The 26,761-nt window shown below is 68.5% G+C and carries 23 protein-coding genes; 14 read left to right on the top strand and 9 right to left on the bottom strand.

Translation table 11 applies throughout. The features are described 5' to 3' along the window. Nucleotides 1-307: 307 nt before the first annotated feature. The 3 genes from EV653_RS13860 (at nt 308) to EV653_RS13850 (ending at nt 4,920) form a co-directional block, all read left to right on the top strand. The gene (locus EV653_RS13860; RefSeq protein ID WP_134104234.1) at nt 308-1,420 is read left to right on the top strand and encodes a winged helix DNA-binding domain-containing protein; all 1,113 of its coding nucleotides are present in this window, start codon (nt 308-310) and stop codon (nt 1,418-1,420) included. A gap of 186 nt (nt 1,421-1,606) precedes the next feature. Next, nucleotides 1,607-2,800, top strand: a complete 1,194-nt coding sequence (gene metK / locus EV653_RS13855; protein WP_134102558.1) for a methionine adenosyltransferase — start codon at nt 1,607-1,609, stop codon at nt 2,798-2,800. Between the two features lie 92 nt (nt 2,801-2,892). Then, nucleotides 2,893-4,920: a primosomal protein N' gene (locus EV653_RS13850; RefSeq protein WP_134102555.1), complete on the top strand. Its 2,028-nt coding sequence runs from the start codon at nt 2,893-2,895 to the stop codon at nt 4,918-4,920. Between the two features lie 535 nt (nt 4,921-5,455). Here EV653_RS13850 and EV653_RS13845 read toward each other — a convergent pair. Beyond that, nucleotides 5,456-6,445, bottom strand: coding sequence for an ArsR/SmtB family transcription factor (locus EV653_RS13845; protein ID WP_134102551.1), 990 nt, complete (start codon nt 6,443-6,445; stop codon nt 5,456-5,458). A 65-nt stretch (nt 6,446-6,510) separates the two neighbouring features. On the opposite strand from EV653_RS13845, the gene EV653_RS13840 reads away from it, so the two are divergent. The 3 genes from EV653_RS13840 (at nt 6,511) to EV653_RS13830 (ending at nt 8,964) form a co-directional block, all read left to right on the top strand. After that, the gene (locus EV653_RS13840; protein ID WP_134102548.1) at nt 6,511-7,722 is read left to right on the top strand and encodes an MDR family MFS transporter; all 1,212 of its coding nucleotides are present in this window, start codon (nt 6,511-6,513) and stop codon (nt 7,720-7,722) included. Between the two features lie 72 nt (nt 7,723-7,794). Further along, complete coding sequence (locus EV653_RS13835; protein ID WP_134102545.1) at nt 7,795-8,403, top strand: HAD family hydrolase; 609 nt, start codon at nt 7,795-7,797, stop codon at nt 8,401-8,403. 18 nt (nt 8,404-8,421) lie between these two features. After that, nucleotides 8,422-8,964, top strand: a complete 543-nt coding sequence (locus EV653_RS13830) for a DUF1707 SHOCT-like domain-containing protein (protein WP_134102542.1) — start codon at nt 8,422-8,424, stop codon at nt 8,962-8,964. Between the two features lie 6 nt (nt 8,965-8,970). On the opposite strand, the gene EV653_RS13825 is transcribed toward EV653_RS13830, so the two are convergent. Both EV653_RS13825 and EV653_RS13820 read right to left on the bottom strand, forming a co-directional pair. Continuing rightward, nucleotides 8,971-10,110, bottom strand: a complete 1,140-nt coding sequence (locus tag EV653_RS13825) for a hypothetical protein (RefSeq protein WP_238159825.1) — start codon at nt 10,108-10,110, stop codon at nt 8,971-8,973. After that, on the bottom strand, nt 10,110-11,324 hold the full coding sequence (locus EV653_RS13820) for a C39 family peptidase (protein ID WP_238159720.1): 1,215 nt from the start codon (nt 11,322-11,324) through the stop codon (nt 10,110-10,112). The genes EV653_RS13825 and EV653_RS13820 overlap by 1 nt, the downstream gene beginning before the upstream one ends. A gap of 344 nt (nt 11,325-11,668) precedes the next feature. Between EV653_RS13820 and def the strand changes: the two genes are divergently transcribed. The 4 genes from def to EV653_RS13800 all read left to right on the top strand — a co-directional run bounded on the left by def (nt 11,669) and on the right by EV653_RS13800 (nt 15,677). Beyond that, a complete protein-coding gene (gene def / locus EV653_RS13815; RefSeq protein ID WP_134102536.1) occupies nt 11,669-12,217 on the top strand; it encodes a peptide deformylase in 549 nt (182 codons plus the stop codon). After that, nucleotides 12,214-13,155, top strand: coding sequence for a methionyl-tRNA formyltransferase (gene fmt, locus EV653_RS13810; RefSeq protein WP_134102533.1), 942 nt, complete (start codon nt 12,214-12,216; stop codon nt 13,153-13,155). Before def ends, fmt begins: the two co-directional genes overlap by 4 nt. Nucleotides 13,156-13,220: 65 nt before the next feature. After that, complete coding sequence (locus EV653_RS13805) at nt 13,221-14,633, top strand: RsmB/NOP family class I SAM-dependent RNA methyltransferase (protein ID WP_134102530.1); 1,413 nt, start codon at nt 13,221-13,223, stop codon at nt 14,631-14,633. Nucleotides 14,634-14,681: 48 nt separating this feature from the next. After that, nucleotides 14,682-15,677 carry a DMT family transporter gene (locus EV653_RS13800; protein ID WP_238159719.1) on the top strand — a complete coding sequence of 332 codons (996 nt, stop codon included), beginning with the start codon at nt 14,682-14,684 and terminating at the stop codon, nt 15,675-15,677. Between the two features lie 113 nt (nt 15,678-15,790). Here the strand turns inward: EV653_RS13800 and EV653_RS13795 are convergent, their stop codons facing one another. Continuing rightward, nucleotides 15,791-16,747 carry a DMT family transporter gene (locus tag EV653_RS13795; protein ID WP_202871590.1) on the bottom strand — a complete coding sequence of 319 codons (957 nt, stop codon included), beginning with the start codon at nt 16,745-16,747 and terminating at the stop codon, nt 15,791-15,793. Between the two features lie 121 nt (nt 16,748-16,868). On the opposite strand from EV653_RS13795, the gene EV653_RS13790 reads away from it, so the two are divergent. The 3 genes from EV653_RS13790 to EV653_RS13780 are packed head-to-tail and all read left to right on the top strand — an operon-like array spanning nt 16,869 to nt 20,940. After that, nucleotides 16,869-18,074 carry a cysteine desulfurase-like protein gene (locus EV653_RS13790; RefSeq protein ID WP_134102521.1) on the top strand — a complete coding sequence of 402 codons (1,206 nt, stop codon included), beginning with the start codon at nt 16,869-16,871 and terminating at the stop codon, nt 18,072-18,074. 37 nt (nt 18,075-18,111) lie between these two features. Further along, on the top strand, nt 18,112-19,683 hold the full coding sequence (locus EV653_RS13785) for a hypothetical protein (protein WP_134102518.1): 1,572 nt from the start codon (nt 18,112-18,114) through the stop codon (nt 19,681-19,683). A 12-nt stretch (nt 19,684-19,695) separates the two neighbouring features. Continuing rightward, nucleotides 19,696-20,940: an ROK family transcriptional regulator gene (locus tag EV653_RS13780; RefSeq protein ID WP_134102515.1), complete on the top strand. Its 1,245-nt coding sequence runs from the start codon at nt 19,696-19,698 to the stop codon at nt 20,938-20,940. Between the two features lie 52 nt (nt 20,941-20,992). On the opposite strand, the gene EV653_RS13775 is transcribed toward EV653_RS13780, so the two are convergent. Next, complete coding sequence (locus tag EV653_RS13775) at nt 20,993-22,189, bottom strand: RNA-guided endonuclease InsQ/TnpB family protein (protein ID WP_134102512.1); 1,197 nt, start codon at nt 22,187-22,189, stop codon at nt 20,993-20,995. Between the two features lie 103 nt (nt 22,190-22,292). Here EV653_RS13775 and EV653_RS13770 point away from each other — a divergent pair, with 103 nt between their 5' ends. Beyond that, nucleotides 22,293-23,564, top strand: a complete 1,272-nt coding sequence (locus EV653_RS13770) for a glycoside hydrolase family 125 protein (protein ID WP_134102509.1) — start codon at nt 22,293-22,295, stop codon at nt 23,562-23,564. A 150-nt stretch (nt 23,565-23,714) separates the two neighbouring features. Here the strand turns inward: EV653_RS13770 and EV653_RS13765 are convergent, their stop codons facing one another. The 4 genes from EV653_RS13765 to EV653_RS13750 all read right to left on the bottom strand — a co-directional run bounded on the left by EV653_RS13765 (nt 23,715) and on the right by EV653_RS13750 (nt 26,751). Continuing rightward, the gene (locus tag EV653_RS13765) at nt 23,715-24,560 is read right to left on the bottom strand and encodes an ABC transporter permease subunit (RefSeq protein ID WP_134102507.1); all 846 of its coding nucleotides are present in this window, start codon (nt 24,558-24,560) and stop codon (nt 23,715-23,717) included. Further along, entirely contained in the window at nt 24,550-25,446 is an 897-nt protein-coding gene (locus tag EV653_RS13760) for an ABC transporter ATP-binding protein (protein ID WP_134102504.1), read from the bottom strand. The genes EV653_RS13765 and EV653_RS13760 overlap by 11 nt, the downstream gene beginning before the upstream one ends. A gap of 180 nt (nt 25,447-25,626) precedes the next feature. Next, nucleotides 25,627-26,052: a hypothetical protein gene (locus EV653_RS13755; protein WP_134102501.1), complete on the bottom strand. Its 426-nt coding sequence runs from the start codon at nt 26,050-26,052 to the stop codon at nt 25,627-25,629. A 33-nt stretch (nt 26,053-26,085) separates the two neighbouring features. Continuing rightward, nucleotides 26,086-26,751 carry a response regulator gene (locus EV653_RS13750; protein ID WP_134102498.1) on the bottom strand — a complete coding sequence of 222 codons (666 nt, stop codon included), beginning with the start codon at nt 26,749-26,751 and terminating at the stop codon, nt 26,086-26,088. Nucleotides 26,752-26,761: the final 10 nt, after the last annotated feature.

Genomic DNA, 26,761 nt, shown 5'->3' with positions numbered 1-26,761 from the left:
ACGCGCCTCGCGCCTCGCGCCTCGCGCCTCGCGCCTCGCGCCTCGCGCCTCGCGCCTCGCGCCTCGCGCCTCGCGCCTCGCGCCTCGCGCCTCGCGCCTCGCGCCTCGCGCCCTCGCGCCTCGCGCCTCGCGCCCCGGACCCCGCGCGCCCTCCACCGAAGCCCACTTTGTGCACCGGATGGTCGTCTTCCGCGCGCATTCTTGGTCATCCGGTGCACAAAGTGGGCCGCGCGGCGCTGGGGACCCGGCGCGCGAGTGGGTGGGTAGAGGTCAGAAGGTGTCCTGTTTGGTGCCTAGGGTCGTGGACATGGAGATCAGGTGGGACGCGATCGTTGCTCGGCGGATGCGCCGGCACGGTCTGATCGAGCCGTTCGGTACGCCGGTCGACGCCGTACGGGCGATGTGTGGGGCGCATGCGCAGATCGCGACGGCGGGGGAGGCGTCGGTGGCGATCCGGGTCGCGGAGGCGACTCGCCGAACGGTGCAGCAGAACGACGAGTTGGTGAAGACGTTCGGGCCGCGGGGGACTGTCCATCTGTTGCCGCTCGAGGATCTGCCGATGTGGACGGGGGCGTTGTCGGCGCTGCCTTCGGTCGGTAGCCAGCCGGATCCGATCAGGATGTCGCAGGACGAGATCGATCAGGTGATCGTCGCCATCGGTGAAGCACTCGCGCACGAGGATCTGACCGTCGACGAGCTGACCGAAGAAGTCGTACGGCGGACCGGCGCCTGGGCGCGGGAGCCGACGATTCCCGCCTTCCAGGGTGCCTGGGCCCGTTGGCGGCAGGCGACCTCGCTTGCGGCGAACGCCGGCGTACTCTGCCATGGCCCGATGCGCGGCCGGCTGATGACGTACGCGAACCCGCATCGCCTGCGCCCGTTCGAACCACTCCCGGCCGAGAAGGCGCTGACAGAGCTGCTGCACCGCTACCTGTACTCCTACGGACCGGCGACCCCGCAGCAGTTCGCCCGCTGGCTCAAGACCACGCCAACGTTCGTGAAGCCGTACTTCGATGATCTACCGCACGCGACGCTGGCAGACCATACCGTATGGTATGCCCCGGGTGACGGTGACTTCCCGGACGAGCGCGTCGACGGTGTGCGATTGCTGCCGTACTTCGATGCGTACGGCGTCGGCAGCTACCCCAGGGAACTGCTCTTCCCCGGCAAGGCCTTCGACCGGGCGACCGCTCGCGGGCAGGCCGGCAACTACCCGCTGCTGCTCGTCGACGGCATCGTCGCGGGCGTCTGGCACCAGAAGAAGTCGGGCCGGACCCTGCACGTCACGGTCGAAGCACTGACCCCGCTGAACCGTCGCCGCCGCAAACTCCTGGACGCCGAGGTAGAGCGGCTGGGAGCGATCCTCGGTGGTGCGCCATCGCTCACACTCGGCGACGTGGCGGTCGGCGCTCACGCCTGAAACCGGTACCGATGTCCACAATATGATCAGCAATCCCGTATTCTGGATGAATTCGGAGCGTTACCGGGATTCCGGTGGAAACTGCTGGCATACTGCCCAAGATGCATCGCCAACCGTCGGTGCATGGGGGGACCGTGCGAGTGTGGGGAACAATCGTGCGGCACGAGAGGAATCCGAGGGAGAACTGTGGCGAGGCGCCTTTTCACGTCCGAGTCCGTGACCGAAGGTCACCCGGACAAGATCGCTGACCAGATCAGCGACTCCATCCTCGACGCGTTGCTGGCCGAGGACCCGAAGAGCCGCGTGGCGGTCGAGACCCTGATCACCACGGGTCTGGTCGTCGTCGCGGGCGAGGTCACCACGACGGCGTACGTCGATATCCCCGGGATCGTGCGGTCGCGCATCCTGGAGATCGGCTACGACTCGTCCTTGAAGGGCTTCGACGGCGCGTCCTGTGGGGTGCAGGTCGCTATCGGCAGCCAGTCGCCGGACATCGCGCAGGGTGTCGACACGGCGTACGAGACGCGTTCGGACGCGTCCGAGGATGCACTGGACCTGCAGGGGGCAGGGGACCAGGGACTGATGTTCGGCTACGCGTCCAACGAGACGCCGGAGCTGATGCCGCTGCCGATCACGATCGCGCACCGGCTGTCGGAGCGGTTGTCCGAGGTCCGCAAGAACGGCACGCTGGCGTACCTGCGGCCGGACGGCAAGACCCAGGTCACGGTCGAGTACGACGGTGACAAGGCGATCCGGATCGACACCGTGGTGGTGTCCAGCCAGCACGCGGCGGACATCAACCTGGAGTCGATGCTGACCCCGGACATCAAGAAGCACGTCGTCGACCCGGTGCTCGAGCAGTTCGACATCGACTCGACCGACTACAAGCTGCTGGTGAACCCGACCGGCCGATTCGAGATCGGCGGCCCGATGGGCGACGCCGGGCTGACCGGGCGGAAGATCATCATCGACACGTACGGCGGAATGGCGCGGCACGGCGGTGGCGCGTTCTCCGGCAAGGACCCGTCCAAGGTGGACCGGTCGGCGGCGTACGCGATGCGCTGGGTGGCGAAGAACATCGTCGCCGCGGGGCTCGCGGACCGGGTCGAGTGCCAGGTCGCGTACGCGATCGGCAAGGCCGCGCCGGTCGGCTTCTACGTCGACACGTTCGGGACCGAGAAGGTGCCGGTGAGCAAGATCGCCGACGCGGCCCGTGAGGTCTTCGACCTGCGGCCGGCCGCGATCATCCGCGACCTGGAGCTGCTCCGCCCGATCTACGCCCAGACCGCCCGCAACGGTCACTTCGGGCGTACCGGCGAGGACTTCACCTGGGAGCGCACCGACCGCGTCGAGGCCCTGAAGGCCGCGGTCAACAAGTAATACGGCGGTTCCGACGACCCGGTTGTGGCAGTTGTCCACAGCCGGGTCGCGGCGTTCCGCGCGCTGTCGTCCGGGCGGACTAGAGTTTCCCGGTGACATCGGACTCGCCGGAGCAACTCACGCTGCTGCGGGACGCCGTGCGCAAATCCCGGACCAAAGAGCCGGCCGAGATCACCGAGACGTTGCCGGTGGCACGGATCGCGGTCGATGTCTCCCTCCCGCATCTGGACCGGCCGTTCGACTATCTCGTCCCTGAGGACATGGCCGAGGCGGCGCAGCCGGGCGCCCGGGTGAAGGTTCGTTTTGCCGGCAAGGACCTGGACGGGTTCGTGCTGGAGCGGCTTGCGGAGTCGGATCACGACGGCAAGCTGATGAGGTTGCGCAAGGTCGTGTCGCCCGAGCGGGTGCTGACGCCGGAGGTCGCGGACCTGTGCCGTGCGGTCGCCGATCGGTACGCCGGAGTGCTCGCGGATGTCACGCGGCTGGCGGTCCCGCCGCGGCACGCGAAGGTGGAAGCGGAGCCGCTGCGCTGCGATCAGCCACCGCGTCCGCCGGTGTCCACCTCGCGATCCGAGTGGTCGCCGTACCCGCCTGGTTTTCTCGATGCGATCGCGCGAGGTGAGGCGCCGCGGGCGGTGTGGACCGCCGTACCGGGGGCTGACTGGGCGTTGGCGTTCGCGCAGGCCGCGGCTGTCTGCGCTGCATCCGGTCGGGGCGCCCTGCTGCTAGCCCCCGACGCGCGCGACCTCGAGCGACTGGCGGCCGCCTGCGAAGCCGTCCTCGGCCCGTCCGGCTTCGTCACGCTCTCGGCCGACCTCGGCCCGACAGCTCGCTATCGCGCCTTCCTCGCCGCAGTCCGCGGATGCGCGCGGGTCGTGATCGGCACGCGGGCGGCGGCGTTCGCTCCGGTGGCGGATCTCGGGTTGGTGGCGATGTGGGACGACGGCGACGAGTCGTACGCCGAGCCGCGCGCGCCGTACCCGCATGCGCGTGAAGTCCTGCTGCTGCGGGCGTTCCGGCAGAATTGTGCGGCCGTTCTCGGCGGGTTCGCGCGGTCCGCGGAGGCGGCGGCGTTGATCGAGTCGGGGTTCGCGCACGAGCTGATCGCCGACCGGAAGGTGATCCGCGCGGCGGCGCCGTCGGTGCACATCGCGGGCGAGTCGGATATCGAGTTGGCGCGTGATCCGAGCGCGCGGGCGGCGCGGCTGCCGCACCGGGTCTTCGAGATCGCGCGCGACGGTTTGCGGTCCGGGCCGGTGCTGGTGCAGGTGCCGCGGGCCGGATATCTACCGAGCCTCGTCTGCCAGACGTGCCGGGCGCCGTCGCGGTGTTCGACGTGCGGCGGCACGTTGCGTCGTACGGGCGGATCCGGGCCGGCGAGCTGCAGTGTGTGCGGGCGTCCGGCGGTCGACCACCGGTGCCCGGAGTGTGGCGACACCCGGATGCGCGCCGCGATTGTCGGCGCTCGTCGTACTGCGGAGGAGTTGGGGCGGGCGTTTCCTGGCGTCGTGGTGCGTACGTCGGGCGGCGAGAACATGCTCGATGTCGTATCGGATGCGCCGGCGCTGATCGTCAGTACGCCGGGAGCCGAGCCGGTCGCCGAGGGCGGGTACGCCGCGGCCGTCCTGCTAGACACCTGGCTGATGCTCGCCCGCCCCGACCTACGAGCTCCCGAAGAAGCCGTACGCCGATGGTTCAACGCGGCCGCCCTGGTCCGATCGGCCCGCGACGGCGGCACCGTGATCCTCGTCGGCGACCCGTCCGCCCTTCCACTCCAGGCCATCGTCCGCTGGAGCCCCGAGGGCTACGCCACCCGCGAGATCGAGGAACGTCGCAGCGCCCGCCTGGCTCCCGCCGCCAAGCTGGCCGAACTGACCGGCCCCTCTGAGTCCGTCAACGACCTCATCACCCGCCTCCGAGACCTCGTCCCACCATCCGCGGGCCTGGAGGTCCTTGGCCCCGTTGACCTCGACGAAGAAACCGTCCGAGCCGTAGTCCGCACCCCCCGCCAACACGGCGCAACCCTGGTCCGCTCCCTCAAAGAATCCCAATCAGCCCGCACCACCAAGAAAAACCCCGGCACAGTCCGAATCCAGGTAGACCCACCCAGCTTCGGCTGATTCCGACTCCTATGTCGCCCACCTCGGTCTCGCCCTACCTCCTGCCGGGGCCCGCGCTCGGCCCTTGGTCCACCTTGTGCACCGGATACGCGCTTTCGCCGCCCGACGCTGACCATCTGGTGCACAAAGTGGCCACCCGCTCCGGCGAGGGCGGACCTGAGCCACTGATCAAGCGCACACCGCCCCAAGCAGGAACGCTCATGCCTCGGCCGGCGAAGACCCGCCGGGCGGGTTTGGTCAGTGATGCAGATCCGCACCACCGGACACGAGCCGGCCCAGCTCGCCGCCACACATGTCGGCTACGCTCCAGCTGCCGGAGCACCGGTAGCGGCTTGTTGGTCCGCTGACCGGATACAACATGCCAGCCGTCAAGCAACCCGCCGCCCGGCACTCCCGCAACCCGGCACTCCCGCAACCCGGCACTTCCGCCGCTGGCGACCCCCGTCAGCGGCGACCTGTGGATAACCACCCGACCTCCATGCGCCGGACGGATACGCTCAAGCAGGAAGGGCAGGGGCGACGTCGGGCGTCACGCTCAAGCGGAGGTTGCGAGGGGCGTTGCGGCGGCGAGCAACTGGTGGCCCAGCGGAGTGCGGTGGTAGAGGACGGTGCGCCCGTCGCGGTGGGAGCTGACTACGCCGGCGTTGCGGAGGATGCTCAGGTGGACGCTCAAGGTCGGGGCCGAGACACCCAGCTGGTGGGCGAGGTGGGTGGTGGACATCGGTAGGTCCAGGTGGCTGACGATCGCGGCGCGGGTGCGGCCGACGAGGTCTGCCAGGGGTGAGTCCGTCGTGTCCTGGCGGTCCTCCCACAGGCGGCCGAGACCGCGCGGGGGATACGTGATCGTCGGCACGTGCGGCGCGCCCGTCACCGCCAGGCCGGCGGGCCAGGTGAAGACGCACGGCACGAGGAGCAGGCCCTGCCCGGCCATCGGCTCGCCGTCGCAGGTGTACGGGCGGTCGATCTCGACGCGATCGCCGCGGTAGCTGATCGACGGGTGCAGGTTGCGGAACAGCCGCTCGATCCCGCCGCTCGCCAGCTCGTCGAGCCGGAACGCGAGGTCCTCCTGCAGCAGCGACCGCATCCGCCGCCACTCCGGCTCGATCGCCCGGCGCCAGTAAGTCTCCAGCGCCGACGTGATCAGCTCGAGCGCCTTCGCCGGATTCGCGATCAGCTCCGGCAACAGCGGGTGCGGAGTGTCGTGATGCAGCCTCCCGAGCTCGTCGGTCACGATCTCGTGCGGCGTAGCGGCGATCGCGGCCAGGCCGGACTCGAAACTCGTCGACCGCCGTGGGGGAGCGGGCGTCATGAAATCAGGGATATAGCCGTACGGCGGAATCAGGGCCCTGAGCAACGTCAGGTCGTCACCCGCGATCGTCGGCCGGACCTTCTGCAGCCACGGACCGTGCACGCTCTGCGCGGTGTTGTTGCTCAACGCCCGCACACTCGTCATCGCTTCCCACACCGGCGACAGCGCGAACCGGATCCGCCCGACGTCACCGGCGTTCAGCCTGATCGTGATCACCCGGCCAAGATTAGTCCTCACCCTAATCATCGACAACGGTCGGCATCGACCCGAGAGTTGATCCCATGAGTGCAGTCGCCATCGACACCGCCGCCCCCACCGCCCTGCCGCGGGCGTTCTGGGCGCTGTGGGTGTGCCAGCTGGTCAACCGGCTCGGCAGCTTCGTGCAACCGTTCCTCGTCCTGTACCTGACCCACGACCGCCACCTCTCGGCCGGTACGGCGGGAGCCGTCGCGGCCGCAGTCGGCGCCGGATCCGTGTGCGCGCAACTCGTCGGCGGCTGGCTGGCCGACCGGGCCGGACGCCGGGTGACCATGCTGATCTGCTTCTTCGGTACCGGCGCCGCGCTGATCCTGCTCGGATCCGCCCGTTCGATGGCGCTGATCTGGGTGACCGCCTTCCTGGTCGGCCTGCTCAGCGACCTGTTCCGCCCGGCTGTCCAGGCGACGGTCGCGGACCTGCTGCAGCCGACCGAGCGGGTGCGCGCGTACGGCCTGCTGTTCTGGGCGATCAACCTCGGCTTCTCCGTCTCGACCGTCAGTGCGGGCGTCCTCGCGTCGTTCGGCTACGGCCTGCTGTTCTGGGTGAACGCCGCCACCTCGGTGATCGCCGGCCTGGTCATCTGGATGATGGTGCCGGAGAGCCGCCCGGCGCCCGAAGAAGACTCAGTACGCCGGGCGCTGCTGCCGGTCGTCGTACGCGACACCGTGTTCCTGCTGATGATCCTGATCCAGATCGGCTACGCGACCATCTACATGCAGGGCTACTCGACCCTGCCGCTGGCGATGTCGGATGACGGTCTCTCGTCCCGGACGTACGGTCTGGTGATCGCGCTCAACGGTGTCGTGATCGTGCTCGTCCAGCCGTTCCTCGGCAGATGGTTCGTCAAGCTCGACCGGCCGAAACTGCTCGCGGCCTCGATGCTGGTCGTCGGGCTCGGCTTCGGCGTCGGTGCGGTCGTGCACAGCTGGTGGGGCTACGCGATGTCGGTGGTGGTGTGGACGATCGGGGAGATCGGGTTCGCCGCCGTGATCGGCGCGGTGTTCGCCGACCTCGCGCCGGTCGACCTGCGCGGCCGCTACATGGGTCTGTCCGGGATGGCGTTCGGCGTCGGCACCGTGATCGGTCCGCTGGCAGGCACGAACGCCCTCGAATACCTCGGCCCCACCGTCACCTGGCTCGGCTGCGCCGTCCTCGGTGTGGTGATCTTCATCGGCCAGTACTCGCTGGCGCCGGCGCTCCACGCCCGCGCCGCAGCCAACGCGGCAACCGCCTGAGTTGAGCGGTGAGAACCCGTCACCACGACGTCCGCGACCGCAACCCACGCCGTGTCTCATAGGGTTGAGGGCATGACGATCGACGCGGTGGTGTTCGACATCGGTGGCGTGCTGCTGGACTGGAGTCCCACCTACCTCTACGCCGACCTGATTCCCGACGAGGAACAGCGGTCGCACTTCCTGACCAACGTGGCCACGCCGGCCTGGAACCACAAGCAGGACGAGGGGCGCACGTGGGCCGAGGCCGTTGCGGAGCTGACGAGTCTGCACCCGGAGCACGCCGAGTGGATCGAGGCGTACGACACCGGCTGGCTGAAGATGGTCAAGGGCGTGTTCGAGGACACCGCCGCGGTACTCACCGAGATCAGGGCGCTCGGCCTGCCGACGTACGCGCTGACGAACTTCTCCGGTGAGAAGTGGGAGATCGCGAAGGACGCGTTCCCGATCCTCACGCAGTTCGACGGGGAGGTCGTCTCGGGCATCGAGCAGACCGTGAAGCCCGACGAGAAGATCTACCGGATCCTCATCGACCGCTTCGATCTGGACCCCGCGCGCACCTTCTACACCGACGACATGGCGTACAACGTCGACGGTGCTCGCGCGGTCGGTCTCGACGCCGAAGTCTTCACCGGTGCGGCCGACCTCCGGACGCAACTCCGGGCCCGCGGTCTGGCCGTGTAGCGGTACTACAGTGGTTTGGTGACGTCCGTACCTGGAGACCGCTCGCCCTCGATCGGGGACGTGGATCGCGACACCGCCGTGCGACGCGTGCAGGAGGCCTACACGGACGGGATCCTCACCCATGAGGAGATGGACGCGCGCCTTGACCAAGTGCTGGGTGCCAGGACCCGGCAGGACATCCAGCGGGCCCTGGCATCGCTGCCGGCGCCGGACCCGGGCCGCTCCGCGACCATCGGCGCGGCGTCCGGGCGGATCGTCCGTGCCGGGGTCTGGCGGGTGCCGCGGACGCTGAAGGTGCACTCCGCGTTCGGCCGTGTCCGGCTCGATCTGACCCGCGCGATCTTCGAGCATCCAGAGGTCGACATCGAGCTCAAACTCGGGACCGGCGGCGCGAAGATCCGGGTGCCGCGCAATGCGGTCGTCGAGCTCGAGGGTCTGCACACCACCTGGAAGGACTCGCAGTACAAGCCGCCGCGCGGGTCGACCGGCACCGGGCCGCGGATCCGGATCACCGGTACGGTCGGGTTCGGCCGGGTGCGGATCTGGCACGCGCGCTGGTAGCCGCGTTCAGACTGCCGCCGAGATCGTCTCGGTGTACGTCGGCGTGCTCGCGAGGTGCGCCGCTTCGACGTACACCGTGTTGTCCTGACACGTCATCGGGGTGAGCGCGACGCCGGGTCTGGCGGCGTACATCCGTTGCGGGCTGGCGAGACCGGGACGCCAGCGGTTGATCTGGTAGGTCTCCTCGCCGGCCGGGCTGACCGTGCGGACCTCCCACAGAATCCAGTTGCCGCAGGCAAGGATCGTGTCGGTGACGACGGTGCCGAGCGGGCGGGCGGGGGAGTCGCCGGACTCGCGCACGTATGCCTTGCTCTGGTACTGGTCGGGGTCCGCGGCGGCGACCTCGGACCACACCGTTGCGCCGGCGATGGTCGCGCCGCTCCACTGGATGCAGTTGGTTGCTGCGGGCACCGGTTTCGCCGTGCCGCCGGTCAGGGGAGCGGAGAGGATGCGTTTGCAGCGGCGAGCGGTCTCCGGAGCGATGATCTCGCTGAACGTGACGGTGTCGGCGGAGACGACCGGATCGGCGACGTACCCGGGGGCGGCAACGCAGGTCACAGCGCGCGACTTCAGGGTGGCAAGCTCGGCGACGATCAGGCACGAGCGGTTCTTCGCGTCGGTGGAACTGTAGGCGAACGTGCCGTTGTAGGCGCCGATCTCGGGTTCGGAGACGGGTGGGAGTCCGACGGGTGTCGCGGCCTTGCCGGTCGTGAGGTCGTAGCGGACGACTTTGATCTCCGGGTCCGGGCCGTCCGAGCGGATGTCCTCGATCAGGGCCCAATGGTCGTCGATCACAACGGGGGACTGGGCAACGAAACCGGTCGTCGGGACGTGGCGTACGACGACCTTCCGGCTGGTGCGGTCGGCGATCGTCGTCGTACCCGCCTCGTCGCTTCCGCGCGTAACGACGTACTTGTGTTGCTGGGTGACGAGGTGCTGGCCGTCGACCGGTTGCCGCAGGACGTTCGCCCAGACCGGGATCGCCGTACCGCTGTCCGTCGGCCGGGTCGGGGTGACCGACGGCTTCGGCGTTGGGGTGGGGGCCGGCTTCGGCGTTGGTGTCGGCGTGGTGGTTAGCGTGGTTGACGAGCAACCGGCCAGCGCCAGGACGAGAAGGGTGCCTGCGGCAACCGTACGGCGACGCATCACAGCCCGATGTTCTGGAAGGAGTTGGCCAGGGTGGCGTTGAACAGTGCGCTCGCCGGGATGTTCCGCGGGCCGTCGGTGACGTTGCCGCGGCTGTTGAACCGGCGCTCGTTGAACACCTCGAAGATCGCGATCGTGCCGTTCGCCTTGTCGTAGCCGCGGCCGACCTGGTAGTGGCCGCTGTGGTTGAACGCGAGGTACGGGAAGTACCGCTTCAACAGCTGCACGTGCTCGATCACCGGGGCCTTGTACACACCGAGGTGCTTCTGGTGGACGGTGAAGAACGTCTGCGCGTTCCAGTCCGAGACGTTCTGCACGACGTACGTGCCCGCGGACTTCGGCCAGGCGGTCTTCACGTTGGTCTGCTTCACCATCGCTGAGATCGCCGTACCGCCGGTGGTCGACCCGAGGTCCTTCGCCCAGGACGCCTGGGTGTCCTTCTGGTTGTCGTCGGCCCAGTCGATCGACTGGAACGTCGCCGGACCACACCAGTACCCCTTCTCCTGCGAGGTCTGGAACCCCTTCATGATGTACGCCGAAGCCGGCGTCTTCACCGGAGCAGCCGGCGTTTGCGGAGCAGAAGGCACCGGCTTGGACGGCGCGACCGTCGGTGCGGTCCGAGTCGGCACCACCGTCGCCGTCGCAGTCGGAGTGGCGGTAGGAGTGGCAGTCGACGTCGGCGTCGCGGTCGCCTGGGTCGTCGGCTCGTCGGACGGGGTTTCCGGGTTCACGGGAGGCGTTTGGGCGGCGACCAGCTCGCGGAGTTCGCGAGCTTTTTCGCGGCCGTTCCAGGCTGCTTGCATCTCGTCCAGCTCGGCGGCGACCCGGGTGCTCTTCGGCATCGCGGCACGCTGGGCGACGAAATCGGCCGGGGTGAGGTCACCGGTCGGGATGTCCTGCTCGACTCCGGCCTCGTCCGCCGCGCGCAGGGTCGGCGAGCTCACGAGAGACTGCAGCTGCGCGCCCGTCGGCAGCTTGTCGACGAAGCCGAGACCAAGGCAGTAGTTCTCGGTGTCGAGCTTGAAGCACCTGAGCATGGACTCGGTCTGCTCGGTCTTGTCCGCCGACCGCACCTGCAGATCGCCCGGCGACGTCTCGGTCACCTGCTTGACCACCTCGCTCCACGACCGCGCCGCAGGCTCGTCCACCGGCAGATTCGCAGTCGGCCCGGCTGTCGGTGTCGTGGCCGTCGGTGTCGCCGCGGTTGGCGTCATGGTCGGTTCGACGGTGGGCGCCGAGGTAGGTGCAGAGGTGGGCGTCGACGTGGGGGGAGCGGTCGCGCCGGACGGCCCGGAGTACTCGGGCTCGCGGGGTTGGTAGGCCTGGGCAGTGAGGGGTGCCTGCGCAAGCAGTGCACCCAGGAGGATCAGAGTTGCCCCCCGTGCTGCAGTGAGCATTGGGTCTCCCGAGCGGCGTGTGACGGCAGTGACTGAGGGTACGCCTGGGACCACAGTACGTGCTTGTGGCAACAAACGGGAGGGGCCTCCCGTCCTGAATCCACTCCACGAGCCAACTAGACTTGCGCAGTCCTGCCTCGTGGAACCCGTGTGGAGAGTCTGTGTCGGTCCAACCCATCCGCCTGTTCGGCGACCCTGTGCTGATCACCAAGGCCGAGCCGGTCGTCGACTTCGACGCCGAGCTGCGCCGCCTGGTCACGGACCTCACCGACACCATGCAGGCGGCCCCCGGATCCGGCCTGGCCGCGCCGCAGATCGGCGTCGGGCTGCGGGTGTTCACATACCACGTCGAGGGCGAGCTCGGGCACCTGATCAACCCCGAACTGTCGCTCTCGACCGACGAACAGTTCGGTCCCGAGGGCTGCCTGTCGATCCCCGGTCTGACCTTCGACTGCCGCCGCGCCCAGTCGGTCATCGCCAAGGGCTTCAACATGTACGGCGACCCGGTGGTGATCGAGGGCTCGGACCTGCTCGCCCGCTGCATCCAGCACGAGACCGACCACCTGGACGGCATCCTGTTCGTCGACCGCCTCGACCGGGAGACCCGCAAGCAGGCGATGAAGGCGATCCGCGAAGCCGACTGGTCCGGCCTGGGCGGCCCGCCCCAGCTCAAGCTCTCGCCCCACCCCACGAATGGATTCGGTCTTTGAGAGTCGTCTTCGCCGGTACGCCGGAACCAGCTGTCATCGCTCTCGAGGCGATCGTTGCCAGCCGCCACGAACTCGTCGGCGTCGTCACCCGCCCGGATGCGCCGGCCGGCCGCGGGCGCAAGCTCGTCGCCTCACCGGTCGCGCAGTACGCCGAAGAGCTCGGCGGGATCGAGATCCTGAAGCCGGTCAAACCGAGCGACCCGGACTTCCTGGCCCGGCTGCGGGAGATCGCGCCGGACGCCTGCCCGGTCGTCGCGTACGGCGGTCTGCTGCCGCAGGCTGCGCTCGACATCCCGCGGTACGGCTGGATCAACCTGCACTTCTCGGTGCTGCCCGCGTGGCGTGGGGCCGCGCCGGTTCAGCACTCGATCATCGCGTGCGACGACGTCACGGGAGCAAGCACGTTCCGGATCGTGAAGGCGCTCGACGCGGGACCCGTGTACGGCGTACTGACCGAGCCGATCGGCCCGTCGGACACCTCGGGTGACCTGTTGCACCGGCTGGCTGTGTCGGGGTCGAAGCTCTTGGTCGACACGTTGGACGGTATCGAGGCCGGCGTACTGGAGGCTCGGGAGCAGCCGGCCGACGGCGTGACGCTCGCGCCGAAGATCACGGTCGAGGATGCCGAGCTGGATCTGAATGCGCCGGCGCAGCGGGTCGATCGGCTGGTGCGCGGGTGCAACCCGGCGCCGGGGGCGTGGACGACGTTCCGGGGCGAGCGGCTGAAGGTGCTCGCCGTCCGGCTGACCGACGACGAGCTGAAGCCCGGCGAACTGCAGGCAACAAAGTCGAGTGTGAAGGTCGGCACCGGGAGCCGCGCGGTCGAGTTGGTCACGGTTCAGCCGCAGGGCAAGAAGCCGATGGCCGCGGCCGACTGGGCGCGCGGTATCCGTCTGACCGATGACGATCGGCTGGGTCCGTCCTGTGAGCGAGCGTAGCGAGTGAACAACAAGCACAGCAGTGCAATCACTCACGCCGGAACCGAGCGCAGCGAGGTGGAGGCGTGAGTGATCGGTCTCCTCGCAATCGTGCGCCGCAGGTCCGGCCGGATCGGGTCCGGCGGGTTGCCTTTCAAGTCATCCGGCAGGTGACGGCCGAGGGTGCCTACGCGAACCTCGCCCTCAACAAGGCTCTCCGCGATGCACGCCTGTCCGGTCGCGACGCGGCGTTCTGCACCGAGCTCGTCCACGGGACGCTGCGCTGGCAGGGCACGTACGACGCATTCCTCGCACGCAGCGCCTCCCGCCCGTTGGCGGACCTCGACCCCGAACTCCTCGACCTGCTCCGCCTCGGCGCACACCAGCTACTCAACATGCGAGTCGACTCGTACGCCGCGGTCAACGAGATGGTCACGCTGACCCGCTCCGAACTCGGCCAGAAACGCACCGGCATCGTCAACGCCGTACTCCGGAAGATCAGCCAGCGCACCCTGGACCAGTGGATCGACACGGTCGCCCCGTCACCGGATGAGGATCGTCTGGGCTTCCTGGCGATGGCCGAAGCCCACCCGCGGTGGGTCGTGGAGGCCTTCGACCGCGCCCTCACAGCCGGACCGGGCGCTGCCCCGCCAGGTGATGAGGCGGTCGAGCTGGAGCGGTTGCTTGTCGCTGACAACGAGCCTCCTCGGGTGACGCTTGCTGTTCGGCCGGGGCTGGCGGAGGTTGACGAGCTGGTTGCGGCTGGGGCGAGTCCGGCGCGGTGGTCGCAGTACGGCGCTGTGCTTGAAGGTGGAGGTGATCCGGGCCGGATCGAAGCCGTTGCTACCGGGCGGGCCGGCGTGCAGGACGAGGGGTCGCAGCTGGTCGCGGTCGCGTTGGCTTCAGCGAAGGTTGACGGGGATGACGCCAACTGGCTGGACCTGTGTGCGGGGCCGGGCGGGAAGTCCGCGCTGCTGGCGACGCTCGTTCGCGAGCGCGACGGGCAGTTGACCGCCGTCGAGCCGCTCAAGCACCGGGCCGAGCTGGTCCGCTCGAACCTGCGCGCGATCCCGGGCAATCACAAGGTTCTCGTGGGGGATGGCACCAAGCCGACCTGGCCGGCCGGCTCCTTCGACCGCGTGCTCGCCGATGTCCCCTGCAGCGGACTTGGCGCGCTCAGGCGTCGCCCCGAGGCCCGCTGGCGCCGTACGCCGGAAGACGTCGTCGAGCTGCGTCCGCTCCAGGAGGCGCTGCTCGACTCCGCGATCACCTCGGTCCGTCCGGGCGGCGTGGTCGCGTACGTGACCTGCTCGCCTCATCCCGACGAGACCCGCGCGGTCGTCGACGCCGTCCTGGGCCGCCGCGACGACGCGTCCCTCGAAGACGCACGGGCGTTGTTCCCCGGCGTACCGGATCTGGGAGACGGACCCGACGTCCAGCTCTGGCCGCATCTGCACGGCACCGACGCGATGTACCTGGCGCTGATCCGACGGTCGTAATGGGGACCTGCTGTCAGCAGCTATTGGCTGGACGGTCATGATGGTGAGGTGACAACAACCGCCTCGCCTCCCGCCGTGTCGACCCGGCAGCACCATCTCGTCGGCCTCGTCTCGGCGTTCGGGATCGGCATGCTCGTCGCGGTGCAGTCGCGGCTGAACGGCGAACTCGGCGGAATCCTCGGAGACGGGATCCCCGCAGCACTGATCTCGTTCGGCACCGGCCTACTGATCCTGCTGATCGCGACCGCCGTGGTGCCGCCTGTACGTCGCGGACTCGGCAACGTCTGGCGCACGATCCGCAGACCGATGCGCGGGTACGGCGGTCTGCGCTGGTGGCAGTGCCTCGGTGGACTCGCAGGCGCCTTCCTCGTCGCGACGCAGTCGATCACTGTCTCCATCATCGGCGTCGCGGTCTTCCTGGTGGCCGGTGTGGCAGGGCAGGCGATCAGCAGCCTGGTCGTCGACCGTCTCGGCTTCGGACCCGCCGGCCCGCAGCCGCTCACCCCGATCCGGATCGTCGGCGCGATGATCGCTCTGGTCGCGGTCGCCCTGGCGGTATCGGAGCAGTTGAGTCACCCCGACGGCCTGCTGCTCGCGGTCCTGCCCGCGCTCGGCGGCGTCGGCACCGCCGTACAGCAGGCCATCAACGGCCGGGTCGCGCGGACCGCTTCCTCCGATGCGTACGGCGCGGTCGCCGCCGGGGTCGTCAACTTCCTGGTCGGATTCGCGGCCCTGCTGCTCGTCTTCCTGGTCGATCTCGCATTTCGTGGCGCACCGCGACACCTCCCGAGCGAGCCCTGGCTGTACTTCGGCGGCGCCTGCGGTGTGATCTTCATCAGCGCCGCCGCCGCAGTGGTCCGGGTCGTCGGCGTCTTCGTACTCGGCCTCGGCACGATCGCCGGCCAGCTCATCGCGAGCCTGTTCATCGACGTCTTCGTGCCCGTCGCCGACAAGCCGGTCACGGTGCCGGTCGTCGCGGGGACGCTGCTCGCTCTCGCCGCGGTCGCGGTCGCAGCCGTCCCCAACCTCCGCCGCCACGCCTGACCGAACCCGGATCTGCGCCACTGACCAACTGGCCGTTGCCGGCGCGGCTCACGCTCAGCCGGCACCCGCTACCGGCCGCGGGCGGAGGTTGGTCAGTGGCCCAGATCCGCCGCTCAGATGGTCGCCTGGGCCGCGACGACGGGCTTCTGGCGGAGCGAGGTGAGGACGCCCTGCGAGACCGCCACTCCCAGCAGGACGATGAGGCCGCCGACCGGCTGGTACCAGGTGATGTGCTCGTGCAGGACGATCACGCCGACCAGGATCGAGAAGACTGGCATCAGGTACGTGACCATCGACGAGCGGCTCGCGCCGATCAGCCGGATGTTGCGCATGTTCAGCACGAAGGCGAGCCCGCTGCCGAGGGCACCGAGCGCGACGACGCTCAGCACCACCTCGATCGACAGCGACCACGGCGCGGGCGGCGCCTGCCGGGTCACGATCGGCGCGACGATCGCCAGCTGAACAGTTGCGCACAGCAACAAGGCTGCGGACAGCGCGGTACCGGACAGGGTCGTCCCGGCCAGGAACTTCTTCTGGTAAGGGATCGCGAGTCCGTAGAACACCGCCGCGAGCATGCACAGCCCCTGCCCGAGCAGGTCTGCGCCACTGTCGACCCGCCACGCGCCGAGGACGACGAGCATCCCGGTGAACCCGATCAGCAGCCCGACACCGCGCTGTACCGAGAACACCTCGGTGCGGAAGATCAGCACGGCGATCGGCAGCACGATCAACGGGGTGATCCCGTTCCAGATGCCGGCCAGCAACGACGGGATGCGCTCCTCGCCGTACCCGAACAGAGTCCACGGGATCGCTGAGCCGATCGCACCGGCGACGAACGAGTGCGCCCACAGCCGCGGATCGCGCGGGAGCGACTCGCGCTTCACGACCAGGATCGCGAGCAGTACGACGGACCCCGCGATCACCCGCCCGAGCGCCAGGTAGAGCGGCGGCAACTCCCGCACGCCGACCGAGATGAACAGGAAGCTGCAGCCCCAGATCGCGGCCAGGGCCAGCATCACCGGGAGCCAGGCCCGCACCGGAGCCTTGTCAGGAGTCGTAACGGTACTCACTCCTGACATCCTGCACTACGTCACCGACATTCCGGAGATTTTTATCCGTATTCGGGCAGCTGGCTGTGAGTAATGGACAGCACGTAGCGGCGGGTGTCAGGGGCGAGAGAGGATGACGCTCATGAGTGCCTTCGATGTGGTGGCGGTCCGGAAGCAGTTCCCCGCGCTCGACGAGGGAGCGGCACACTTCGACGGCCCGGGCGGCTCACAGACGCCGCAGGCCGTCGCCGACGCGGTAGCAAGAACGATGACCTCGGCGCTCGCCAACCGGGGTCAGCTCACGGCCGCCGAGCGCCGCGCCGACGAGATCGTCGTCGGCGCCCGGGAGGCGATGGCCGACCTGCTCGGGACGACCGCGCAGGGCATCGTCTTCGGTCGCAGCATGACCCAGCTGACGTACGACTTCTCGCGCACGCTCGCCAAGTCCTGGAGTGAGGGTGACGAGGTGATCGTCACGCGGCTCGATCACGACGCGAACGTCCGCCCTTGGGTGCAGGCTGCTGAGGCCGTCGGCGCGACGATCAAGTGGCTCGGGTTCGACCCCGAGACCTCCGAGCTCGACGACCTCGCTCCACTCCTCACCGACCGTACCCGCCTGGTCGCGGTTACCGGCGCCTCCAATCTGCTCGGTACGCGGCCCGACACGCAGCACATGGCCGACCAGGTCCACGAGGCCGGCGCGCTCATCTACGTCGATGGCGTGCACCTCACCGCGCACGTGCCGGTCGACGCGGCGTACGCCGACTTCTACGTGTGTTCGCCGTACAAGTTCTTCGGGCCTCACCTCGGCACGCTGACCGCCTCGCCGGAGCTGCTCGAGACGTTGAAGCCCGACAAGCTCATGCCGTCGTCGAACGTCGTACCGGAACGCTTCGAGTTCGGCACGCTGCCGTACGAACTGCTGGCCGGCACGACCGCGGCCGTCGACTTCCTGGCTAGCCTCGGCGGGACCGGCGCGACCCGTCGCGAGCGGCTCGTCAGCTCTCTCGAGCTCGTCGAGGAGTACGAGGACAACCTCCGTGACGACCTCGAGTCCCGCCTCGCCGCGATCCCCGGCATCACCCTCTACGGTCACGCCGCGAACCGGACGCCGACCCTGCTCTTCAACCTCGAGGGCCACAGCACGGCAGCCGTCGCCGAGCATCTCGCGAAGGCGGGCGTGAACGCTCCGGCCGGCTCGTTCTACGCGTACGAACCTGCTCGCGTCCTCGGCCTCGGTCCGGCCGGAGCGGTCCGCGCGGGCCTCGCGCCGTACACGGACCAGTCGGATGTCGACCGTCTCGTCGCCGCGGTAGCCGCCTTGACCGGCCCGAGAAGCACTAACTAAAGTCTGTGGGGAAAGTAATCCGCCCCGAGGGAGCCAGGTGAGAGAACCGACTGCTGTTTTCGTCCAGGCGGATCTCTCGGACGGGTTGATCACCGCGGTCGGATCGGGCCCGACCTGGTCCGCGGCCGGCGCCGAGGTCAGCTGGAACGACGGGACCGTCGACGTCACCGCGACGACGATCTCCCGCGTTGCGCTCCGCTGGACCTCGAAGCTGCCGGCGGATGCGCTGATCCTCGGCGACGCCTGGGAGCGTTCGTACGGCGACCTGCAGTGGCGTCACGTCCAGCCCGAGCGTTTGCTGCCGTGGTACTTCCTCATGTACGACCCGCGGACCGGCGCCACGACCGGCGCAGGCGTCGACGTGCAGCCGAGCGCGTTCTGCGCCTGGACGGTCGACGCCGACGGCTTCACGCTCTGGCTTGACCTGCGCAACGGCGGCGGTCCGGCACACTTGAGGGGCCGGACGCTGACCGCGGCGACCGTGCGACTATTCAAGGACAGCGGCACACCTTGGCAGACCCTGAACGCAGCGGTCGCCACCATGAGCACCCGACTACCGGCGCGACCTGAGCCCGCGCCGGTGGTCGGGGCCAACAACTGGTACTACGCGTACGGCGAGAACTTCGACGAGAAGGCCGTCCTCCAGGACGCGACCACGATCGTCGAGCTCGCCGACGGCCATCCGGTCAAGCCGTTCAGCGTCGTCGACGACGGCTGGTACCCGGGCGGCGTCTGCTCCGGCGGGCCCTGGGACCGCGGTACGCCGGGTGTCTTCGACGACATGGCGGGTACGGCGGCCGCGATCAAGGCGATCGGGGCGCGTCCGGGCCTGTGGTTCCGGCCGCTCCTGGTCCGCGAGCCCGGATCGTTTGCGTCGAAGGGACCGCACGACAAGCCCGGCCGCGCGCTCGATCCGTCGTACCCCGAGGTCCTGGACGGCGTGCGGGCCGACCTCGAGCGGTTCCGGTCCTGGGGCTTCGAACTCGTGAAGCACGACTTCAGCACGTACGACGTCTTCGGCGCGTTCGGACCGGCGATGGGGTCGCGGCTGACCCGCGGCGGCTGGCAACTCCACGACACCTCGCGGACGACGGCCGAGATCATCCTCGCGTTCTACCGCGAGATCCGTGCCGCGGCGCAGGACGTCGTACTGATCGGATGCAACACCGTCGGCCACCTCGCCGCCGGGCTCGTCGACGTACAGCGGACCGGTGACGACACGTCCGGGCGCGACTGGGAACGGACCCGGAAGATGGGGGTCAACACGCTCGCGTTCCGGCTCCCGCAGCACAACCGGTTCTTCGCCGTGGACGCGGACTGCGTTCCGTGCACACCGCAGACGCCGTGGGAGCTCAACGAGCGCTTCCTCGACCTGGTCGCCCGATCCGGCACTGCGCTGTTCTTGTCGATCGATCCAGCAGCCCGGACCGAGCGGTCAGACCAGGCGCTGCGGAACGGTATACATTTGGCGCTCAGTGGTGGTGCGGCGGCTGGGATCGAGCCGACCGATTGGCTCGTCAACACCACACCCAACGCCTGGCGGGCGGGTGACCAGGTCCTCCACTACGACTGGTCTCGTCCGTGGGGTGCGGACCCGACTGCCAACTGACCGGGGGACTCTGTGACCGTACGGCGGGGTACGAATCTCGATCGGGTCGGCGGCTTCAACGATGCCGTCGTACTCGATGCGATCCGCCGCAGCGGGCAACTGAGCCGTGTCGAACTCGCCGAAGCGACCGGGCTGTCCGGCCAGGCCATCTCCAACATCGCCCGTCGTCTTCTCGACGCCGGGCTCGTGCGGGAGGCGGGCCGGCTGCGCGGCGCGGGCCTGGGCAAACCGCGGACGTTGCTCGAGCTCGAACCCACCGGCCAGTATGCCGTCGGTGTGCACCTCGATCCGTCCGTGGTGACCGTCGTACTGCTCGATCTCACTGGCGAGGTGGTCGCGCGGCGACCCGTCGAGCAGGACGCCGACGATCCAGGCGTACTCATCGACGGCATCGCGAAGACGATCGAGGCAGTGATCGCGGATTCCGGTGCTTTGCGCGATCGGGTCACGGGCGTGGGCATCGCGGCACCCGGTCCGATCGATGTCGAGCGAGGTGTGGTCGTCGATCCGCCGAACCTGTCGGCCTGGCATCTGGTCCCGCTCCGCGACGAACTGCGGGAGCGGACCGGACTGCCGATCCTGCTGGACAAGGACGTCACGGCCGCCGCGTCGGCGGAGAAGTGGGCCGGACAGGGCGGCAGCTTCCTGTTCTTCTATCTGGGGACCGGTGTTGGCGCCGGCCTGGTGATCGGTGACGAGCTCGTCCGGGGCTCGTCCAGCAACGTCGGCGAGATCGGTCACGTGATCGTCGATCCCGACGGTCCGGTCTGCTACTGCGGGCGGCGTGGCTGCGTTGGCGAGAGCAGTCAGCCGAGCTATCTCGTGCAGCAGGCGATGGCGGCCGGCGTACTTGCCCAAGGCATCGATATCGAGGATCGGCCGGCGGTGGATGCGGCGTTCGCCCGGCTGTGCGCGTTGGCCGCGGACGGTCCTGGTGTGGCGCGGGAGATCATCGTGGCGCTGGCCGGGCGGATCGCGAAGGTCGTCGAGGACATCGCCAATCTGCTCGATCTGGAGCGGGTTGTCTTCGGTGGTCCGCACTGGGAGCACCTTGCGCCGGTGCTCTGCGATGCGGTGCGCGATGCGCTGGACGGCCGGTTCCTGGTGCGCGCGGTCCATCGGTTCGAGGTCGTGGGTACGGCGCTCGGCACCGACGTCGGCGCGATCGGCGCCGCCACCCTGGTCCTCGACCAGACGTTCTCGCCGAACCCTTCCTTGTTGTTGCAGAGCAGTTCCGTTGTCGCTGGTGAAAGGTGATTGTGTTGTTGACGTCCTCCGTGCCCCGTATGGGGGGCTGGGATTCCAACTGCTACGCGGAGGTAGCGAGTTGAGGTTCACGCTTCGGCGAGACCCGTCTGGGCGTCTCTCGGCGTACGCTGACGGCCCGCCCGGCCGCGATGTTAATTGCCGCGTTCACGTCCGCGTTGACCTGGTGTCTGCAGGCCACGCACTGGAAGACCGCTTGGTTCTTGCGGCTCTCTGGTGCGCGGTGCCCGCAATTGCTGCAGGTCTGCGATGTGTATGCGGGGTTCACTTTCTCGACTCGCCCCGCAGCCTTGTGTTCCAGACGACGTACCAGCGCACCCCAGCCGTTGGTCAGTATGCCGCGGTTGAGTCCGGCTTTAGCTCGGCGACGGTTCGGCCCGTAATTGCCCAGTCGTTGGGGGTCGGGTCGGGGTTTGGGTCGTTTGGTCATCTGCGTGATGCGCAGGTCTTCGACCCTGATGACGTCGAACCGTCGTGCGAGGCCGGTGCTGGTCTTCTCAACCCAGTCCTTGCGGCGATCGCTGGCGCGGGCGTGCAGTTTGGCGATTGCGGCCTGCGTCCGCCGGCGTCGTTTCGAGCCGCGACGGCATCGGGTCAAACGGCGTTGCAGTTGCTCGAGCCGATCCTGTTCAGATTCCGTCAGCCCAGGGCAGGCCAGGAGTTCGCCTGTGGACAGCGCAGCAGCCACGATCACTCCGCGATCTATACCGACGACCTCACCAGTCCCCAGTGCAGGGATCGGCGGCGGGATCGCCGCGAAGGCGAGGTGCCAGCGACCCGACCGGTCGCGGGTGACGCGGTAGGATTTTGCATCGGGTATGGCACGCGACACACGAAGTCGTACCCAGCCGACCTTCGGCACCATCACCCGCGCCCACTTACGACTGGTCTGCTCAAGGCGGCTTGCTTGCGGTCCGACAACGCGAAACCCCTCGTGCAGCCCGGCCTTGCGCCACGTCGGCCGCGCGTGAGTACGTTCGTGAAAGTTCTTGACAGCCTGGGCGAAGTCTCGCAACGCCTGCTGTTGAACGGTTTGCGACCCCGCCCGCAACCAGCCGAACACGGCCCGCGCATCGGTCAGTTGCCGTGCTTGCTCGACGTACCCAGGCGTGCTTCCTTTGTCGCGCGTCCACATCGACCACTGCTCGAGCGCGAGGTTCCAGACGTACCGGGCATGCTTGCACTGTTCCAGCAACGCAACCCGCTGCATGGGAGTCGGGTACAGCCGGAACCGGGACATGCAGTAGATCCAATCAGCCGGGACCGACAGTCCCCGATATCCGAAGGGAGGGAGTCGCGGTTCGTTGCCGACAAGAACGACGGGACCGCCCGCGGCCAATCCAATGATCGACCCCGAGGTCCTCGCCCGAGCCGTTGCTGCTGTTCAGCAGGCCACCGGCGACGAGGTGATCGCGGAGATGTTCCGGCGCTCGATGGCCGGCAACCTGCCCGCAGTCGCCCAGCAGTTGCCGGACGGGACGACGTTCGTGCTCACCGGCGACATCCCGGCGATGTGGCTGCGCGACTCCGCGGCACAGATGCGCCCGTACCTGCTGCTGTGCAAGGACGATCCGGGGCTGCAGGACACGCTGATCGGTGTACTGCACCGGCAGCTCGAATACGTCGTCCTGGATCCGTATGCGAATGCCTTCAACAAGGAGGCGAACGGCTGGGGTCATGTGACCGACCAGACCGAGATGTCGCCGTGGGTGTGGGAGCGTAAGTACGAGATCGACTCGCTGTGCTTCCCCCTCGAGCTGGCCTACCGGCTGTGGCGGATCACCGGCCGGGCGGACGTGATCGACGAGCGGTTCCGTGCGGCGGCGGAGGCGATCGTCGAGCTGTGGACCGTGGAGCAGGATCACGAGGCGAGGTCGCCGTACCGGTTCCAGCGGCTCGACGACCGGCCGTCGGACACGCTGGTGCGCGAGGGACGTGGGCGGCTGACGCGGCCGACCGGGATGTCGTGGAGCGCCTTCCGGCCGAGCGATGACGCGACCGAGTTGGGCTTCAACGTTCCGGGCAACATGTTCGCGTCGGTGGTGCTCGGGTATCTGCAGGAGATCGCGACCGAAGTACTGCGCGACTCCGACCTGGCCGACCGTGCCAAGGCGCTGAAGGCGGACATCGACGACGGCATCGCGCGGCACGGGGTTGTGGATCATCCCGTGCATGGGCAGGTGTACGCGTACGAGGTGGACGGCTTGGGGGAGGCGTTGCTGATGGACGACGCGAACATGCCCAGCCTGCTGTCGATCCCGCTGACCGGGTACGCGGCGGCGGACGATCCGACGTACCTTGCGACGCGGAAGCTGTTGTTGAGCCCGGAGAACCCGTACTACTACAGCGGTACGCATGCAGCGGGGATCGGTAGTCCGCACACGCCGCCCCGGTACATCTGGCACATCGCGCTTGCTGTGCAAGGCATCTCGAGCACCTCGCCTGAGGAACGCCAGCGGCTGCTGGAGCTGTTGCGCGACACAACCGGCGGCACCGGTCAGATGCACGAAGGCTTCGACGTCGACGACCCCTCGCAGTACACCCGAGAATGGTTCTCCTGGGCCAACGCCATGTTCTGCGAACTAGCCCTGGTCCACGCCGGCATCAAAAGCTAAACGGACACCGCTCCGCGGCGCCTGTCTTGTTAGCCGCCTCCGGCGGCGGGTGCTGAAGGGGTCGGGGCCGCGATATCGCGTTGGAATCATCCGGTGGAAGACCTCGTAGCACGCTGGGTGCAGGTTGGCGTTCGGCTCACGCGCGATGTTTCAGGTGATGTCTCGGTTGCGGGTGGTCCAGAGGGATAGGGCTGTGAAGAGGGCGCAGTAGGCGAACAGGGTTAGTAGGGCTCGGGGCCCGCCTACTGCGTCGCGGACTCCGGGTGGGGCGTCGGAGGGGGTCATGGTGGTGACGGAGAAGACCAGCGAGCCGGCGTTGGTGCCGGGGAGGGTGTTGGTTAGCCATTTCAGGCCTGGTAGGAGACTGCTGACGACCCCGGCCAGGAGCGTCTCGATGCCCAGGATCCAGACGACGCCTAGGCCGATGGGCAGAGCTACGTTGCGGAAGGCAACGGCTAGTACTGCGCCGGCCAGGCACCACGTCATGAGGACGAGCCAGCCGCCGGCTAGGCCCTGAAGGAGTGCGCCGATGCTGGGCCAGGTCATCGAACCGCTCTCAGCGGCGGCGATGCCGACGCTGCACAACGCACAGGCGACGAAGATCCCGAGGACCCAGAAGGCGATCACCGTGCCTAGGGCAAGGAACTGCGCACCGAGAATCGTGCCGCGGCGTGGCCGTTGGGTGAGGACGGTTTTCAGCGTTCCCCAGGTGTACTCGCCGCCGATCACGATCGCGCCCAGGACAAGCGCCAGAGCGCCGGCGAAGATCGGATAGCCGCCGATCGTGTTGTCGATGACGCGTTCGGGGAGCATGCCGCGGAGTACCTCGGCGCGCGGTACGCCCTCGGTCGACGGACTGTCGTCGCCGGTGGTGTAGGCAAGGTAGGGCAGCAAGTAGCCGAAGATCAGGCTCAGCACCAACCCGGCGCCGAACAGCACCCAGACCGCGGATCGCTTGCGGAGTTTGAGCATCTCCGCCCGGTAGCTACCCAACATCGGCCTTCTCCTCGGTGGTGAGCTCGAAGAAGATGTCCTCGAGCGCTCGCTCGGTCATATGCAGTTCGGAGACGGCGATCCCGGCGCCGACCAGCACGCTGTTCACCTCGGCGGCCCGGCTCGAATCCACCGCCACTCGGAGCGTGTCGTCGTACTGGTGCACGGTGCCGAAGCGGCTCAGGATCGCTTGCGCCTGGTCCTTCGGGTCGGCGCGGACCACCAGTTCCTGTTCGCCGCGGAGTTCGTTGACGTTGTGCTCGGCAACCATCCGGCCGGAGTTGATGATCCCGACCCGATCGCAGATCTGCTGCACCTCGCCGAGCAGGTGGCTGGACAGCAGTACGGTCCGGCCGCCGGTGCCGAGCTCGCGGATCAACCGGCGCATGTCGCGCATGCCGGCCGGGTCCAGCCCGTTGGTCGGCTCGTCGAGGATCACCAGCTCCGGATCCTTCAGCAGCGCGGCCGCGACCCCGAGCCGCTGCTTCATCCCCAGGGAGTACGTCGAGAACCGATCCTTGGCGCGATCGGCCAGGTCGACAAGCTCGAGTACTTCGTCGATCCGCCGGCGCGCCACCCCGGCGTACTCGGCCAACAGCCGCAGATTGTCCAAGCCCGACAGGTACGGGTAGAACGCCGGGGACTCGATCATCGACCCGGTCCGTCCCAGTACTTCGGCCTGCCCGGGCTTCCCGCCCAGCACGCGTACATCGCCACTCGTCGGCGCGATCAACCCGGTCAGGATCCGGAGCGTGGTGGTCTTCCCTGCGCCGTTCGGTCCGAGGAATCCGTAGACCTCGCCCGGCAGCACTGTCAGATCGACACCATCGACCGCGAGGGTGTCGCCGTACCTCTTCGTCAGTCCACTGACCTCGACTAGCGCATCCATGCCAAGAGCGTGGCGGTCGACCCCGCCACGCCGCGTCACCTCGGGGGAGTGACCGCACGTACCTCAGCAGGAGTAGTGCTAACGACAGGAGGTGTGTGCTGATGCGGCGTGTTTTGTGGTGAGCTCAGGCGGCGCGCAGTCGCGAGCGGACCGACACCTCCTGTCGTTACGGGCCCTGCCTCAGCTGCTGGGATTGGATGGCAGGCGGTCGGTGTTTCCGGCGGCGAGTGCTTCGGCTACGTGGTCTACGGCGGATCGGATCAGTTCGCCGTAGCCGTCGGTGGGGAGCAGGTGGAGGTGTTTCCGGGCCAGCTGCAGGTGTTCGTCCGCCTGCAGTGGCTGCGCCAGGCGGCGGTAGTCGTCGGCGAGGTTGAGGTGCAGGGATGGGAGCCAGGCGGTGTCCTCGACCACCTCCAACGCTCGGAGGTCCCACTCCAGTTCGTCGGAGGTTTCGTCCTGTACGTCGGCCAGGTAGTGCGCGATCGCGCATCGGGTCTGCGGATCGTCGACTGCGTCCCACAATCCACTCAGCTGGCGACGGGCGGTTTCACGATCCCCGGCCTGGCCCAATGAGACGGCGGCGGTGATCTCGTCGAGGTGCATCATGCGAGCAGCCTCGCGGTTCGAGTAGCTGGAAGGTCAACCCAGCCAGCCGGGACGGACCAGCCCGGTCTGGTAGGCGACGACAACCAGTTGCGCGCGGTCGCGGACGCCGAGCTTGATCATCGCGCGGCTGACGTGCGTCTTCGCGGTCGCCGGACTGAGTACGAGCCGCTCTGCGATCTCGTCGTTCGACAAGCCCTCGCCGACAAGCGCCACGATCTCCTTCTCACGTTCCGTCAGAACGTCGAGTTCCTTGCTCGCATGTGGTTGCCGGCTGCGTGACGCGAACTCGGCCACCAGCCGCCGCGTGACACCGGGGGAGAGGAGCGCATCGCCGCGAGCAACGACCCGGACGGCCTGCAACAGTTCGACCGGCTCGGTGTCCTTCACCAGGAACCCGCTCGCCCCGACCCGCAGCGCCTCGAACACGTACTCGTCCAGGTCGAACGTCGTCAGAATCACCACATGTACGTCGGTCAGCTCGGGATCGGCGCCGATCTGCCGCGTCGCTTCAAGGCCGTCTGTTCCAGGCATCCGGATGTCCATCAGCACGACGTCGGGCTTCTCGGCGCGCGCGACCGTGACCGCCTCGGCGCCGTCGGCAACCTCACCGACCACCGTGATGTCGTCCTCGGCGTTCAGCAACGACCGGAAACCGGCCCGCACCAACGCCTGATCATCCGCCAGCAGCACCCTGATCATGCGCTGGAGC

It is taken from the genome of Kribbella pratensis (genome assembly GCF_004365355.1).
GTDB lineage: Bacteria > Actinomycetota > Actinomycetes > Propionibacteriales > Kribbellaceae > Kribbella.
The sequence above is the reverse complement of the archived record's forward strand: the minus strand, read 5'-3'. Positions and strand labels throughout refer to the sequence as shown.